The 15236-nt window shown below is 57.0% G+C and carries 11 protein-coding genes; 8 read left to right on the top strand and 3 right to left on the bottom strand.

Going from position 1 to position 15236, the window contains the following annotated elements:
• Positions 1–6: 6 nt before the first annotated feature.
• A complete protein-coding gene (gene aceE / locus ABJM11_RS05945) occupies positions 7–2685 on the bottom strand; it encodes a pyruvate dehydrogenase (acetyl-transferring), homodimeric type (protein WP_348293949.1) in 2679 nt (892 codons plus the stop codon).
• Positions 2686–3326: 641 nt separating this feature from the next.
• On the opposite strand from aceE, the gene ABJM11_RS05940 reads away from it, so the two are divergent.
• Positions 3327–4691 (top strand): lysine 2,3-aminomutase, encoded by a 1365-nt coding sequence (locus ABJM11_RS05940; RefSeq protein ID WP_348293948.1) that lies wholly within the window; start codon positions 3327–3329, stop codon positions 4689–4691.
• 55 nt (positions 4692–4746) lie between these two features.
• On the opposite strand, the gene ABJM11_RS05935 is transcribed toward ABJM11_RS05940, so the two are convergent.
• Positions 4747–5616 carry a co-chaperone YbbN gene (locus ABJM11_RS05935; protein ID WP_348293946.1) on the bottom strand — a complete coding sequence of 290 codons (870 nt, stop codon included), beginning with the start codon at positions 5614–5616 and terminating at the stop codon, positions 4747–4749.
• 226 nt (positions 5617–5842) lie between these two features.
• On the opposite strand from ABJM11_RS05935, the gene lon reads away from it, so the two are divergent.
• On the top strand, positions 5843–8293 hold the full coding sequence (lon, locus tag ABJM11_RS05930; RefSeq protein WP_348293944.1) for an endopeptidase La: 2451 nt from the start codon (positions 5843–5845) through the stop codon (positions 8291–8293).
• A 133-nt stretch (positions 8294–8426) separates the two neighbouring features.
• Here lon and ABJM11_RS05925 read toward each other — a convergent pair whose 3' ends face one another.
• Positions 8427–8921: a MarR family transcriptional regulator gene (locus ABJM11_RS05925; RefSeq protein WP_348293942.1), complete on the bottom strand. Its 495-nt coding sequence runs from the start codon at positions 8919–8921 to the stop codon at positions 8427–8429.
• Between the two features lie 208 nt (positions 8922–9129).
• On the opposite strand from ABJM11_RS05925, the gene ABJM11_RS05920 reads away from it, so the two are divergent.
• From ABJM11_RS05920 to ABJM11_RS05895, 6 genes are all read left to right on the top strand, one after another.
• Positions 9130–10080: a TPR end-of-group domain-containing protein gene (locus tag ABJM11_RS05920; RefSeq protein WP_348293940.1), complete on the top strand. Its 951-nt coding sequence runs from the start codon at positions 9130–9132 to the stop codon at positions 10078–10080.
• A gap of 79 nt (positions 10081–10159) precedes the next feature.
• The gene (locus ABJM11_RS05915) at positions 10160–11272 is read left to right on the top strand and encodes a branched-chain amino acid ABC transporter substrate-binding protein (protein WP_348293938.1); all 1113 of its coding nucleotides are present in this window, start codon (positions 10160–10162) and stop codon (positions 11270–11272) included.
• A 162-nt stretch (positions 11273–11434) separates the two neighbouring features.
• Entirely contained in the window at positions 11435–12358 is a 924-nt protein-coding gene (gene livH / locus ABJM11_RS05910; RefSeq protein WP_348293936.1) for a high-affinity branched-chain amino acid ABC transporter permease LivH, read from the top strand.
• A complete protein-coding gene (locus ABJM11_RS05905; RefSeq protein WP_348293934.1) occupies positions 12358–13629 on the top strand; it encodes a high-affinity branched-chain amino acid ABC transporter permease LivM in 1272 nt (423 codons plus the stop codon). Before livH ends, ABJM11_RS05905 begins: the two co-directional genes overlap by 1 nt.
• Positions 13630–13635: 6 nt before the next feature.
• Entirely contained in the window at positions 13636–14391 is a 756-nt protein-coding gene (livG, locus tag ABJM11_RS05900) for a high-affinity branched-chain amino acid ABC transporter ATP-binding protein LivG (RefSeq protein WP_348293932.1), read from the top strand.
• 9 nt (positions 14392–14400) lie between these two features.
• Complete coding sequence (locus ABJM11_RS05895; protein WP_348293930.1) at positions 14401–15102, top strand: ABC transporter ATP-binding protein; 702 nt, start codon at positions 14401–14403, stop codon at positions 15100–15102.
• Positions 15103–15236: the final 134 nt, after the last annotated feature.

Raw genomic sequence — 15236 nt, 5'->3', positions numbered from 1 at the left:
GTCTCCTTAGCTCAGCACCGGGTTCGTTTTGTTGCGGTCGATTCCGTACTTGCGCATAGCGTCGAGAACCACGTCATTCTTCACTTCACCATCCCGCGCCAGGGCCGCCAGCGCGGTCACTGCCACGTAGTAGCGATCCACCTCGAAGTGGCTCCGCAGTTTTTCGCGGGTGTCACTGCGGCCGAAGCCGTCGGTGCCCAGGGTCAGATAGGTTTTGGGGATATAGGCCCTCACCTGTTCGGATAACAGCTTGATGTAGTCCGTGGAAGACACCACCGGCCCCTGCTGCTTTTCCAGGCACTGGGTGATGTACGCCTTCTTGGGCGTGTCGTCCGGATGCAGGCGATTCCAGCGCTCAACGTGCAACCCGTCCCGCGCCAGCTCGTTGAAGCTGGTGACGCTCCAGACATCACTGGCAACGCCAAAGTCATCCTTCAGCAGCTCGGCGGCGGCACGCACCTCGTTGAGGATAGCGCCGGAACCCATCAGCTGAACCCTGGGGGTTTTCTTACGGCCCTTGGTTTCAACGGAATCCAGCAGGTACATACCCTTGATGATGCCGTCTTCCACTCTCTTGGCTTCCTTGCCTTTCGGCATGGCGGGCTGCTCGTAGTTTTCGTTCTCGATGGTCAGGTAGTAGAAGACGTTCTGGTTGTCTTCAAACATTTCCTTGATGCCATGCTGGACGACCACGGCCATTTCGTAACCGTAGGCCGGGTCATAGGCCTTACAGCTGGGAATGGTCTGGGCCAGGATGTGGCTGTGTCCGTCCTGGTGCTGCAGGCCTTCACCGTTGAGCGTCGTGCGCCCGGCGGTGCCACCCACCAGGAAACCACGGGCCTGGATATCGCCGGATGCCCAGGCAAGATCCCCCACACGCTGGAAGCCGAACATGGAGTAGAAGATGTAGAACGGCACCAGCGCGAAGTTGTTGGTGCTGTAGGATGTGGATGCCGCCATCCAGGCCGCCATGGAACCGTCTTCGTTGATACCTTCCTCGAGGACCTGACCTTTCTTGTCTTCCTTGTAATACATGATCTGGTCACGGTCTTCCGGCACGTACTTCTGGCCTTCCGAGGTGTAGATACCCAGCTGGCGGAACATGCCTTCCATACCAAAGGTACGAGCCTCGTCCGGCACAATCGGAACCACCCGCTTGCCGATGCGCTTGTCTTTGGTCAGCGCCGTCAGCAAACGCACGAAGGCCATGGTGGTGGAAATTGCACGGCCATTGGAGCCTTCAATCACTGCCTTGAAGGTGTCCAGTGGCGGCGTCTGCAACGGCTGGCAGTCCTTGCGGCGCTTGGGATAGAAACCGCCCAGTTCCTGCCGGCGTTTGTTCATGTAGACAATTTCAGGGCTGTCCGGCGCGGGCCGGTAATACGGCACGTCCTTGAGCTCTTCGTCTTTCAGCGGCACGGCAAACCGGTCGCGGAAGGCCTTGAGCTGCTCCATGTCCATCTTTTTCAGGGAGTGCGCTGTATTCTGGGCCTCGCCGGCGGTGCCGAACCCGTAACCCTTGATGGTATGGGCCAGAATCACCGTGGGCCGCCCGCCATTGTTGTGAATGGCGTGGTGATAGGCCGCGTAAACCTTGTAGGGGTCGTGGCCGCCACGGTTGAGCTTGTTGATGTCCTCATCGGTGAGGTTTTCCACCATCTTGGACAGCTCCGGGTATTTGCCGAAGAAATGCTTGCGGGTATAGGCCGGGCCGTTGCTCTTGAAGTTCTGCAGGTCGCCGTCCACCGCTTCGTCCATCACCCGTTGCATCAGGCCGTCCTGATCTTGTTCGAACAGCGGGTCCCACATGCGGCCCCAGACCACTTTCAGCACGTTCCAGCCGGCCCCCCGGAAGACACCTTCCAGCTCCTGGATAATCTTGCCATTGCCCCTCACCGGGCCGTCCAGGCGCTGCAGGTTGCAGTTCACCACGAAGATAAGGTTGCTGAGGTTCTCGCGGCCAGCCACGGAGATGGAGCCCAGGGTTTCCGGCTCGTCGCACTCGCCGTCGCCCACGAAGCACCACACCTTGCGGTCGCCCATGTCGATCAGTTCACGGCTGTGCAGGTACTTCATGACGTGGGCCTGGTAAATGGCCTGAATCGGCCCGAGCCCCATGGACACCGTCGGGAACTGCCAGTAATCCGGCATCAGCCAGGGGTGGGGATACGAAGACAGGCCATTGCCGTCCACTTCTTCCCGGTACTTGTCCAGCTGCTCCTCGTCAAAACGGCCTTCCAGGTAGGATCGGGCATAAATACCAGGGGAAGAGTGACCCTGGAAGTAAACCAGATCCGATTCCCGCTTGTCGTCGCCACCGTGGAAGAAATAGTTGAAGCCAACATCGTAAAGCGTGGCCGCCGAAGAAAATGACGAGACGTGCCCGCCAAGTTCACCGGGGCGCTGGTTGGCACGCAGTACCATTGCCATGGCATTCCAGCGGATCAGGGAACGGATGCGTCGTTCCATGAACAGGTCACCCGGCATGCGGGCTTCCTGGGTCACCGGAATGGAGTTGCGGAACGGCGTGGTAATGGAATAGGGCAACTCGGTGCCGTCGCGGCTGGCTCGTTCGGAGAGCCTTTCGAGAATGTACTTGGCGCGATCAACGCCCTCCTGTTCGATCAGAGACTCCAGCGCATCCAGCCATTCGCTGGTCTCAATGGGATCATCGTCCTGGTACATCAAACCTCCCCTTGCCATAAAAAAGTGCGGCGCGTGCCACGATCAGCAGCTGAACGCCTTGCAGTGTCGATAAGCTGCGATGGAATGCAGAACGTTTTGTTGTGGGTGTTCGCCTGTTTCTTTCCTTGAACAAGCATAGAACACGATTGCCAGTTTTACTGCCTGAGGCGCCTTGCTTTAACGGCTTTTGGCCTGCCACATTCAGACGGTGACAACACGTCCGCTGATACAATCCGAGAATTACGTAGTATTTTTACTACATTTTGGTGCGAAATTTCAATTTAATGAACAAATTTACGCCTGACTACCGGACTATTTCGGTTACTTACGCAAGAATGGCGCCTTTTTCGTATTCAAACAAGCATATTCAGACCAAGGTCGTAGGATTCCTACGGCAGCCTAAACCTTAACGGGCTAAAAGAAAAACAGCCCTGAATCCTCGACACTTTCTGGCTGATATGGAGTTTTAATCTTTTTTATCAAAGCGTTATCGATCAACAAAATCCTATTGAAGCGACACTTTTAATTAGACCTGAAAATGCTTTTAGATTTATGTATACTCGCCTGCCCGTTTTTTAACCAGCGGAGCGGTGGCGAAACCCATCCTCCTGAATTTGGCGCACAGACAAAGAGGGCGAGCTATGAACTCCATCGTCACGTTCCCGAACCGCATCCCGACTGCCGAGTTCGAAGAGCGGCGTTTCAAGGTCTACACAGACCGCCAGCTCGACAAGATCGACGTTATACAGAATCTCCCGGAGGAGACCCTGTTCGAAATGAAAGTGGTATCCAGTGTGCTGCCCTTCCGTGTCAATGAATATGTCATCAATGAACTGATCAACTGGGACAAGGTGCCCAACGACCCCATCTACCAGTTGGTATTCCCCCAGAAAGGCATGCTGAAGGACGAGCATTACGAGCGCATGGCAGCAATGCACCGGGAAGGCGCCGATAAGAAAGAAATCCAGGCAGTGGCGAAGGAAATCCGCGACGAACTGAATCCGCACCCCGCCGGCCAGATGGAAATGAACATGCCGGAACTCAACGGCGAAGTTCTGGATGGCGTACAGCACAAATACCGGGAAACCGTACTGTTCTTCCCGGCCCAGGGCCAGACGTGCCACTCCTACTGCACCTTCTGCTTCCGCTGGGCGCAGTTCGTGGGTGACAAAGACCTGAAAATGGCCAGCACCGAAGCCGAAAAGCTTCATGGTTACCTGCAGGAGCACACCGAGGTGACCGACCTGCTGGTCACCGGGGGCGACCCCATGGTGATGAAGACCAAGAATCTGGTGCAGTACCTCGAGCCGCTGCTGCAACCGGAATTCGACCACATCCAGACCATCCGTATCGGCACCAAGGCCCTGACCTTCTGGCCATACCGCTTTGTGACCGACAAGGACGCAGACGAGCTGATCGACCTGTTCGCCCGTCTGGTGGATGCCGGCAAGCACGTGGCCATCATGGCCCACTACAACCACTGGCAGGAAATCACCACCGACATCGCGGAAGAGGCCATTCGCCGCCTGCGAGCCACCGGTGCTGAGATCCGTGCCCAGGGCCCACTGATCAAGCATGTGAATGACAACGCCGACGACTGGGCAAAGTTGTGGAACAAGGAAGTGCAGCTGGGCATCATTCCCTACTACATGTTTGTGGAGCGGGATACCGGCGCCAAGAACTACTTCGAAGTACCTCTGGTGGAAGCCTTCCGCATCTACCGCGAGGCCATGAAGCAGGTTTCCGGCCTGGCACGTACCGCACGCGGCCCGTCAATGAGTGCCGGGCCCGGCAAGGTAGAAGTGCAGGGCATCACCGAGATCAACGGCGAAAAAGTCTTCGTGCTGCGGTTTATCCAGGCCCGCAACCCGGACTGGGTACAGCGCCCGTTCTTTGCCAAATACAGCGAAACAGCCACCTGGCTGCATGAGCTGGAACCGGCCCTTGGGGAAGAGAAGTTCTTCTTCGAGGATGAGTATGAGGAAATGAAGAAGGGGAATGGCTAACGGCCGCCCTTGTTTGCAAACGGCCCCTTCTTGGGGCCGTTTTTTTGAGGGGCACCTAGTGCATAAGGGTATACAGCTTACGCCGGTATGTGCGCACGTCCGGGTTATTGTTGCCCAGCTTGTCGAATAGCTCGATCAACGTGGTTTTCGCCACTTCATCCTTGTACTTGCTATCCACCTGCATCAGGCGAATCAGCAGCTCCATGGCTTCGGGATTGTTCTCCTGAAGGATGTGATGCAGCGCCAGCAGATGCAGAGCGTTGGGGTCTTTCGGGTCCTTGTCCAGTGCATCCTCCAGCTCATGGACCGGGGGCAGCTCGGCGGACGCCTTGAGAAACTTGATGCGGGCCGCCAGTTGCTTGGCCTGGTGCTGCATTTTTTCTTCCGGCGGCAGACTTTCCAGAACCTGTTCGGCCGTTTCCAGGTCGCCCAGTTCGGCCTTGAGCTGGGCCAGATCGATGAGCACTTTCAGATCTTCAGGGTTGTTCCGGTTCATCTCCGTGAGAACGGCCAGGGCGGCTTCCACGTCGCCTTCCTCCCACAGGCGATGCGCCTTGTCGTAGGGGGCTTCCTCGTCTTCCGGTATTTCAATGTGTTTGTCCAGGATCTTGCGAATCTCGCTTTCGGGCAGCGCGCCATTGAAGCCGTCAACGGCCTGGCCGTCTTTAACCAGAATCACCGTGGGCAAGCTGCGCACGCCCAGGCTGCCTGTCAGTTGTTCCTGCTCATCAGCGTTCACTTTGGCCAGCATGAAACCGCCACGGTACTCCTCCGCCAGCTTTTCCAGCAGTGGCATCAACTGCTTACAAGGGGCGCACCACTCCGCCCACACATCAATCAGTACCGGCGTTCTGGACGACGCTTCCATGACATCCTGCTGGAAGTTGTCCATGGTGGCTTCAAAAATATACGGCGAATTGCTCATGAGTGGCACCTGAAATTGGTTTTCTGGAAATAGTTTCCTGAAATGTCGTAAACGGATTGTTGATGGTTGTGGGGGCTGGGCGCGGAAATTCAAGGTTGCAACGCCCCGCCCTGATTCGTGCAAATACCACTACCTGCCTTGAAATAATCGCTGCTGCCGCTACATAGGCTGTAGACCCGGGAGCACTGCTCCCAGGATTCACATTCCCGGAGGATGCTTGCACGGTATGAACGACGACAACCGCAACGACTCTTTTGAAGCGCCCGAAGAAGACCTGACGGAATACATCGGCAAGGACGAAAACAGCAAAAGCCTGGTGTTGCCGAAACAGCATATGCCCCGGCGCATGTACGTTCTGCCAGTCTCCAACCGGCCATTTTTCCCGGCCCAGGTGCAGCCAATTGTAGTGAACCAGAACCCCTGGCAGGAAACTCTCAAGCGCGTGGGTGAAACCGATCACAAGGTTCTGGGCATCTGCTTTGTGGAGGACACCGACCCGGAACAGGGCATCCCCGGTAGCGAGGAGCTGGAAACCGTCGGCTGTGCGGTGCGGGTGCATCATGCTCAGGGGGAAAACGGCAAAGTCCAGTTTATTGCCCAGGGCCTGCAACGATTCCGCATTACCCAGTGGCTTCGGCGCCGCCCCCCTTACCTGGTGGAAGTGGAATACCCGGAAGAGCCGGAAGAAGCGGCCGACGAACTGAAAGCCTATACCCTGGCCATCATCAGCTCCATCAAGGAGCTGCTGCGCACCAACCCGCTCTACGGCGAGGAAGTGAAGCAGTACCTCTCCCGGTTCGGGCCGGACGACAGTTCTCCCCTGGCAGACTTTGGCGCCTCCATGACCAGCGCCCCCGGGAATGAACTGCAGGAAGTGCTGAATACCGTTCCCCTGCTGCGGCGCATGGAAAAAGTGCTGCTGCTGATGGCGAAAGAGCAGGAAGTCGCGCGCCTGCAGAGTGAAATCAGTGAGGAAGTGAACGAGAAGGTCCAGAAACATCAACGAGAGTTCTTCCTCAAGGAACAGCTCAAGGTTATCCAACGCGAACTGGGCATGGCCAAGGACGACAAGACCGCCGACGCCGAACGCTTCCGTGAGCGCATGGAAAAACTGAGTCCGCCTGAACAGGTACGGGAACGCTTTGACGATGAATTGCAGAAACTCCAGGTACTGGAACAGGGCTCCCCGGAATACGGCGTTACCCGCAACTACCTGGACTGGCTCACACAGGTGCCCTGGGGCCTGACTTCGGAAGATCACTTTAACCTGGCCGAAGCCCGGCGCATTCTGGACCGCGACCATGACGGCCTTGATGACGTAAAGGACCGCATTGTCGAGTTCCTGGCCGAAGGTACCTTCAAGGGCGAAGTCAGCGGCTCCATCCTGCTGCTCGTAGGCCCGCCCGGCGTGGGTAAAACCTCCATCGGCCACTCTGTAGCGGATGCCCTCGGCCGCAGGTTCTACCGCTTCAGCGTGGGAGGCATGCGTGACGAAGCCGAGATCAAGGGCCACCGGCGCACCTACATTGGCGCCATGCCCGGCAAGTTCGTGCAGGCCCTCAAAGACTCAAAGGTGTCCAACCCGGTGATCATGCTGGACGAAATCGACAAGATTGGCGCCTCCTTCCAGGGCGACCCGGCCTCCGCGCTGCTGGAAACCCTGGACCCGGAGCAGAACCGCGAGTTCCTGGATCACTATCTGGACGTGCGCATGGACCTGTCCAAGGTTCTGTTCATCTGTACCGCCAACCAGCTGGATACCATTCCCCGGCCACTACTGGACCGCATGGACGTTATTCGCCTGTCTGGTTACATCGCCGAGGAAAAACTCGCCATCGCCAAGCACTATCTGATGCCCAGGCTGCTTAAGCGGGCCGGTTTGCTCAAAAAGCAGATGAACATTACCGATGCTGCGATCAAACAGGTCATAGACGGTTATGCCCGGGAAGCCGGCGTACGTGGCCTGGAGAAGCTGCTGCACAAAGTGATCCGTAAGGGCATTGTGCGGTTGCTGGAGAATCCGGACCAACCAGTGAAAGTCGGCGTGTCCGACCTGCACACCTACCTGGGGCAACCCGCGTTCCGGAAAGAAAAATCCCTGAAAGGCACCGGCGTAGTGACGGGCCTGGCCTGGACCGCCATGGGCGGCGCCACCCTCAGCATCGAAGCGTCCCGTATCCACAGCACCCAGCGCGGCTTCAAACTCACCGGGCAGTTGGGCGAAGTAATGAAAGAGTCCGCCGAAATCGCCTACAGCTACGTGTCGTCAAACCTCAAGCGCTTCAAGGGCGACCCGACCTTCTTCGACAAATCCTTCGTGCACCTGCACGTGCCCGAAGGCGCGACCCCGAAAGACGGTCCCAGCGCCGGCGTCACCATGGCCACCGCCCTGCTGTCGATCGCCCGTAAGGAAGCTCCCCAGCAGAACATCGCCATGACCGGCGAGCTGACCCTCACCGGCCAGGTGCTTCCGGTCGGCGGCATCCGCGAGAAAGTCATCGCCGCACGACGCCAGAAAATCAGCAACCTGATTCTTCCTGACGCGAACCGGGGAGACTATGAAGAGTTGCCGGACTACCTGAAGGAAGGGCTGACGGTGAACTTCGCCAAGCAATACAGCGATGTGTTTCAGGTGTGTTTCGGGGATAAGCCGAAAAAAGGCGCGTCCGTGCACTAATTTTGGTGATAGTCGAGAGGTAAGATCGGTTTGGGGGTGGTGATAAATTTTCTGCCGGAACAAAGGTGTCTGAGCGCAGCGATTTCTTTTTCCAAAGAAAATTTATCACCACCCCCGAACCAGCCACCATTACTCAAGCCTTGGCCTTCCACCCATCCTCACGAAGCACTGGCCCCACATCCAGAACCGGCGACGCATCAATATCATCGGCATCCATCATATTGGCCACCCGCTGAAGCGACGCCAGAATCATCGTCTGCTCCCACTCCGCCAGGCTCTGGAACTTCTTGATGAAATCCTCCTGAAGTGGTTCCGGAGCACGAGCCAGAATGTCGACGCCTTCCTCAGTCAGGTGCGCGTGCACCTTCCGCTTGTCCCGGGTGCTGCGAACACGGTAAACCAGCTTACGGTGCTCAAGCCGGTCCAGAATCGTGGTTACGGTGGCCTGGCTGAGACTGACCTTGTCCGCAATGGTGCCAATCGTCACCTCGCCCAGGTCGCGGATACTGCGCATGATCAACAGCTGCGGGCCTGTCAGCCCCGCATGCTTGCTCAGACGTTTGGAATGCAGGTCAGTTGCGCGTATCACCCGTCGCAACGCCACCAAAACCTCTTCATAATTGTTCAACGCATCGCTCCACTGCCAGATCACCAAGTTATTTATACCACTAACTATTAGAGGTCTTTACTCCGGATTTTGCAAGCCAGTAGTCACCGCAACCCGACACCCTATTGCACTGACATAACGGCTCTTTTACCAATTTCAGCATTTTTTCCGCTGGCCACTATGCTAAGGTCACTACCTTGTTGAATTTCCGCAAAACGGACACGGCCAGATGAATACCCGAGCACAGAATATCGCCCCCCGCTGCCCTTCCGGGACACGCCTCACAGCCCTCATTGCCTCCTGCCTTCTGGCGCTGTTTTTCACGACAGGAGCTTTGGCACAGGAGCCCCCGGAAGATCTGACGGCGGAAGATGTACAGCAGCGCATCGACACTCTGGAAAAGCCCATGTACACCCCGTTTGTCGAGCTGTACCTATTGGAAGAGAGCAAGGCGCTGCGCAAGGAAATGATGAACACCCGCGCGGAGCTGATAGAAAAGGTGGTCGACAAAGAACTGTCGGTGGCGGACAAAACCATGTCCTACGCCACGGACACCGTCACCTACTTCTTCTACCTCATCGCAGGTGCCACCTCCATTCTGGTCGTGATCGGCTGGAATTCCATCCGCGACATGCGCAATCAGTTGACCACCCTGGCCGAAAAGCGGGTCAACGAACTGGTGGTGGAGTACGAAAAACGCCTCGAGTTCATTGAAGACCAGCTACGGCAGAAATCGGATATCATCCACCAGAATCAGGCGGAGATTGAGCGCACCAACGAAGTTCACTCCCTGTGGCTCAAAGCCAGCCAGGAAACCTCCCAGCAGAACAAGATTGCCGCCTACGATACCATCCTGGACCTTCGACCGGATGACGTGGAGGCACTAAGCTACAAGGCAGACGCGGTGCTGGAAATGCAAGAGCCCCTGTGGGCCATCAGTCTTTGCCAGCGCGCCCTTAAACTCGCCCCCGACAACGGCCATGCTCACTATCAGCTGGCCTGCGCCTATGCCGAAATCGGGCGATGGGATGACGCAGTTGCAACGCTGAAGAAGTCGATTGATATTTCCGAGGCGTACAGGGACGATGCCTCAGTGGATCCCAGCTTTGAGCAGCTGCGGGATCACGAAAGCTTCCGGAAACTTATTTTCCCGGAAGATGAGGAGCAGTCCGACACCTGATTGCTTGACAACCAAGCATGTGTGGTGTTTGTTTACATCGCTGAGACCATAAGAATAACCCTGAAACAGGACAGACCCAATGAGCACACCAGTCAAAAAACTCGTAACTGCTATTGCAACGTCAGTCGCCGTCATGGGCGCCGGACATGCTGCCGCTGAAATCAAGATCGGCATCGCTGGCCCAATGACCGGCCCCGTCGCCCAGTATGGCGACATGCAGTTCTCCGGTGCCCGCATGGCGATCGAACAGATCAACGCCAATGGCGGTGTTATGGGAGAGGAACTCGTCGGCGTTGAATACGACGACGTGTGTGACCCCAAACAGGCCGTAACCGTTGCCAACAACATGGTCAACGAAGGCGTACGCTTCGTGGTCGGGCACCTGTGTTCCAGTTCAACCCAGCCGGCGTCCGATATCTATGAGGACGAAGGCATCCTGATGGTCACACCGGCCTCGACCAGCCCGGAGATTACCGAACGTGGATATGAGCTGGTTTTCCGCACCATCGGCCTCGACAGCATGCAGGGCCCGGTTGCCGCCAATTACCTGATCAGTCAAAACCCGGAACGCGTCGCGGTAGTACACGACAAGCAGCAGTACGGGGAAGGCATTGCCACAGCGGTGCGTGACACCCTCGAAGAAGGCGGTGTTGAAGTGGCCATGTTTGAAGGCATTACGGCCGGCGCAAAGGACTTCTCGTCACTGGTCACCAAGCTCAGACAGGCTGATGTAGACTACGTCTATTACGGCGGCTACCACCCGGAACTGGGCCTGATCCTGCGCCAGGCGCAACAGGCCGATCTTGACGCCACGTTCATGGGCCCGGAAGGCGTTGGTAACAAGGACATCAACACCATTGCCGGCGAAGCAGCTGAAGGTCTGCTGGTAACCCTGCCACCGAGCTTCGACGAGAAAGAGGAAAACCAGGAACTGGTCCAGGCCTTTGAAGAAAAAGGCGAGGATCCGTCCGGTCCGTTCGTGCTTACCTCCTACACTGCCGTACAGCTCATCGCTGATGGCATTGAAGCTGCCGAATCCACCGATCCGTTCGAGGTAGCCGAAGCCCTGCGCGAAGGCACCTTCCAGACACCAATCGGTACCGTTGAGTACGACAGCAAGGGCGACATGGAATCGTTCGAGTTTGTTGTCTACGAATGGCATTCAGATGGCAGCAAAACTCCGGTAAACTGAGCCAAAATCGTTAACAAACGGTAATCATGAGAACACCTTCTCACCGCGATCCGGGAGAAGGTGTTTTTCTAGGCTCCTGTTGATCCTGCAGTCTGAGCGCCCGGCACACCGGGGTCATGCCTGAATGCAGTGAAGGGAGCAGGCTATCGGAGTCCCACACAGATGCAAGATCTCCTTTATTTTATACAGCAGCTCATTAACGGGCTGACGATCGGGAGCACCTACGCCCTGATCGCCATCGGTTACACGATGGTTTACGGCATCATCGGCATGATCAACTTTGCCCATGGTGAGATCTACATGATCGGGGCCTACACTGCCCTTATCGCCATTACCGGCCTCGCCGCGCTGGGTATCGCCTGGCTGCCGCTGATTCTTATCGTGGCACTTGTCTGCGCGATGATCGTCTCCAGTTCCATGGGGTGGGCAGTAGAACGGGTCGCCTACCGACCAGTGCGAGGAAAGCATCGGCTAATTCCGCTGATCTCGGCGATCGGCATGTCCATATTCCTGCAGAACTATGTTCACCTTGCCCAAGGGTCCCGCAACATCGGTTTTCCTGCACTGATTGAGGGCGGCTTCCGCTTCGGTTCCGACGATTCGTTCCAGACCTCAATTACGTACATGCAGATCACTATTTTTGCGACCACCCTGGTTTGCATGACCATTCTCTCCCTCTTCATCTCCCGTTCCCGCATTGGCCGCGCCTGCCGTGCAGTATCCCAGGATCTGGGCATGGCCAATCTTCTGGGTATCGACACCAATCGGATTATCTCGGCCACATTCGTCATTGGCGCCGCGCTGGCAGCAGTCGCCGGCCTGCTTCTGGGCATGTACTACGGTTCCATTGACCCGTTGTTCGGTTTCATTGCGGGGCTAAAGGCCTTTACGGCCGCGGTGCTTGGGGGCATCGGCAGCATACCGGGCGCCATGCTTGGGGGCCTTATACTCGGCGTTGCCGAGAGCATGACCTCCGGTTACCTCAGTGGTGAGTACAAGGACGTGGTGTCCTTCGGGCTGCTGATCCTGATCCTGCTGTTCAAACCCACCGGCCTGCTTGGCAAACCGGAGGTTGAGAAGATCTGATGGCTGCTTATAACCTGAAACACGCGCTGTTCTGCGCCATTGTCACCCTGATAATTTCCTATCCCATTCTGGGATTCAACCTCGTGAGCGAGGGTATAGACGTCACGATCGAGGGAGCAAAAACCTCTACAATACTCGGCGTATTGCTCGCTGCGGTTATTGTTTTCCTGTTCCAGCTGTTCCGGGACAACATAATGGGGTCCCTGCGCCAGTTGCCCGCAGTCAACCCGCTTGCCAATCGAAAACCCATGGAGCAGAGCAAACGGCTGAAACTGGAATCCGTCCTGCTCACTCTGATGGTCATAGGGGCACTTATCTGGCCGTTTGTTGCCTCCCGTGGTGCTGTCGACCTGGCAACACTGGTGCTGATATACGTCATGCTGGCCCTGGGCCTGAATGTGGTGGTGGGGCTGGCCGGCCTGCTGGACCTGGGCTATGTGGCTTTCTACGCTGTCGGTGCCTACACCTTCGCCCTGCTGTCGCAGTATTACGGCATATCCTTCTGGTTCGCCCTCCCCATAGGCGCTGCATTGGCTGCCCTGTTCGGATTGGTGCTTGGCTTTCCGGTGCTGCGATTACGGGGCGACTACCTCGCCATCGTGACACTGGGCTTTGGCGAGATCATCCGTATCCTGCTGAACAACATGACCAGCCTCACCGGTGGCCCCAACGGCATTGGCGGCATTCCCGACCCAACTCTGTTCGGCATGGAGTTCGGCCGCCGGGTCAAGGAAGAAGGTAACACCTCATTCCACGAGACCTTCGGCATAGCCTACAGTGGTGAACACAAGGTGATCTTCCTCTACCTGATTGCCCTGGTACTGGCCGTGATCACGGCTATCGCCATCCGTCGCCTGATGCGCATGCCGGTGGGCCGTGCCTGGGAAGCCCTGCGGGAAGATGAAATCGCCGCCAAGTCCCTGGGTCTGAGCCGCACAGCAGTGAAGCTGTCGGCATTTACCATCGGCGCCTTCTTTGCCGGCTTTGCGGGCACCGTCTTCGCCTCCAAGCAGGGTTTTATCAGCCCTGAGTCGTTCGTGTTCCTGGAATCGGCCATTATCCTGGCGATTGTGGTCCTCGGTGGCATGGGTTCCCAGATGGGGGTCATCCTTGCCGCAATCGCGGTCACCATCCTGCCGGAACTGGCACGGGAGTTCTCCGAGTACCGGATGCTGATATTCGGTGCCGCCATGGTGTTGATGATGGTCTGGCGCCCCCAGGGCCTGATGCCCATGCGACGCATCCACATCGAACTGAAACGGCAGGAGTGACGGGTAATGCTTGAAGTACAGAATCTGTCAATGCGCTTCGGCGGCCTCCTGGCGGTGGATCAGGTGTCGCTGGACGTAAAGGAACACGAAATTGTTGCGATTATCGGCCCCAACGGGGCCGGCAAAACCACTGTCTTTAACTGCATGAGCGGGTTCTACAAGCCCTCAGGCGGCAAGATCCTGTTCGAAGGTCGCGAGATCCAGGGCAAACCGGATTACAAGATTTCCCGCCTTGGCCTGGTCAGAACCTTCCAGCACGTGCGGCTTTTCAGCCGCATGACGGTGGTGGAAAACCTGCTGGTGGCCCAGCATCGCCACCTCAATACCAATCTACTCTCAGGTATTCTCAAGACACCGAATTATCGTGAGAAGGAGCAGAAATCTCTCGACCGGGCGGCCTACTGGCTCGACCGGGTCGGCCTGATGGATATGGCCAACCGGGAGGCCGGCAACCTTGCCTATGGCCAGCAGCGAAGGCTGGAAATCGCCCGCTGCATGGTTACCGAGCCCAAGCTGCTGATGCTGGACGAGCCAGCTGCCGGCCTCAACCCGGCCGAAACCAAGGATCTCAACCAGTTGATCATCAGCCTGAAGGAAGACTACAACGTTTCCGTGGTGCTGATTGAACATGACATGAGCCTGGTGATGGATATCTCCGACCGCATCAACGTGATCAACCAGGGCCGCCCCCTGGCCAGCGGGACGCCGGATGAGATTCGCCGGAACGACGACGTTATCAAAGCCTATCTGGGTGAGGCCTGAGGAATAACCATGCTTGTACTAGAAGATGTCCATACCCATTACGGCAAGATTGAGGCGCTCCATGGCGTCTCTGTTGAAGTAAAGAAAGGTGAGATCGTGTCCCTGATCGGCGCCAATGGCGCCGGCAAAACCACGCTGCTGATGACCGTCTGTGGTAACCCGCAGGCGACCTCCGGCCGGGTTACTTTCCAGGGACGCGATATCACCCGGGACCTGACGTCGAATATCATGCGTTCAGGGATTGCCATTGTGCCCGAAGGCAGGCGCGTCTTTTCCGGCCTGACCGTTGAAGAAAACCTCCACATGGGCGGTTTTTTCAATACCAAATCGGAAATCCGCAAAAGCCAGGAGCACGTCTATGAGCTGTTTCCGCGCCTGAAAGAGCGGGAGCACCAGCGAGCCGGCACCATGTCCGGTGGTGAGCAGCAGATGCTGGCTATCGGGCGGGCGCTGATGAGCAAACCCAACATGATCATCCTCGATGAGCCGTCCCTGGGGTTGGCGCCGCTGGTGATCAAACAGATCTTCGAGATCATCGGCAAGCTGCGGGAAGAAGGCATTACCGTGTTTCTGGTGGAACAGAACGCCCACCAGGCTCTGAACCTTGCAGACCGTGGATACGTGCTGGAAACAGGACGCATCCGTCTGCACGATACCGGGAAGAACCTGCTGGCCAACCCCGACGTTCAGAATGCGTATCTGGGTGGCTAGTGTCCCGTCTGGGTAATCCATTTATTTATTATCAATGACACTCAGCTTTGCTCGCGCCACTGAAGTCATAATCGATTCTGCGCTCTTGTGCCAGCGGAATGGCTTCGCCAGCTTCTCATTATGAGTTTGGATAA

The sequence above is a fragment of the Marinobacter sp. genome, from assembly GCF_039977835.1.
Taxonomy (GTDB): domain Bacteria; phylum Pseudomonadota; class Gammaproteobacteria; order Pseudomonadales; family Oleiphilaceae; genus Marinobacter.
Note: the sequence above shows the minus strand (reverse complement) of the source record. Positions and strands in the feature narration are given on the sequence as shown.

What these genes read in the sequence shown, in the direction of transcription:
- aceE (WP_348293949.1), bottom strand. Translation starts at nt 2,685, where the DNA reads ATGTACCAGGACGATGATCCCATTGAGACCAGCGAATGGCTGGATGCG.
- ABJM11_RS05935 (WP_348293946.1), bottom strand. Translation starts at nt 5,616, where the DNA reads ATGAGCAATTCGCCGTATATTTTTGAAGCCACCATGGACAACTTCCAG.
- ABJM11_RS05920 (WP_348293940.1), top strand. Translation starts at nt 9,130, where the DNA reads ATGAATACCCGAGCACAGAATATCGCCCCCCGCTGCCCTTCCGGGACA.
- livG (WP_348293932.1), top strand. Translation starts at nt 13,636, where the DNA reads ATGCTTGAAGTACAGAATCTGTCAATGCGCTTCGGCGGCCTCCTGGCG.
- ABJM11_RS05915 (WP_348293938.1), top strand. Translation starts at nt 10,160, where the DNA reads ATGAGCACACCAGTCAAAAAACTCGTAACTGCTATTGCAACGTCAGTC.
- livH (WP_348293936.1), top strand. Translation starts at nt 11,435, where the DNA reads ATGCAAGATCTCCTTTATTTTATACAGCAGCTCATTAACGGGCTGACG.
- lon (WP_348293944.1), top strand. Translation starts at nt 5,843, where the DNA reads ATGAACGACGACAACCGCAACGACTCTTTTGAAGCGCCCGAAGAAGAC.
- ABJM11_RS05905 (WP_348293934.1), top strand. Translation starts at nt 12,358, where the DNA reads ATGGCTGCTTATAACCTGAAACACGCGCTGTTCTGCGCCATTGTCACC.
- ABJM11_RS05895 (WP_348293930.1), top strand. Translation starts at nt 14,401, where the DNA reads ATGCTTGTACTAGAAGATGTCCATACCCATTACGGCAAGATTGAGGCG.
- ABJM11_RS05940 (WP_348293948.1), top strand. Translation starts at nt 3,327, where the DNA reads ATGAACTCCATCGTCACGTTCCCGAACCGCATCCCGACTGCCGAGTTC.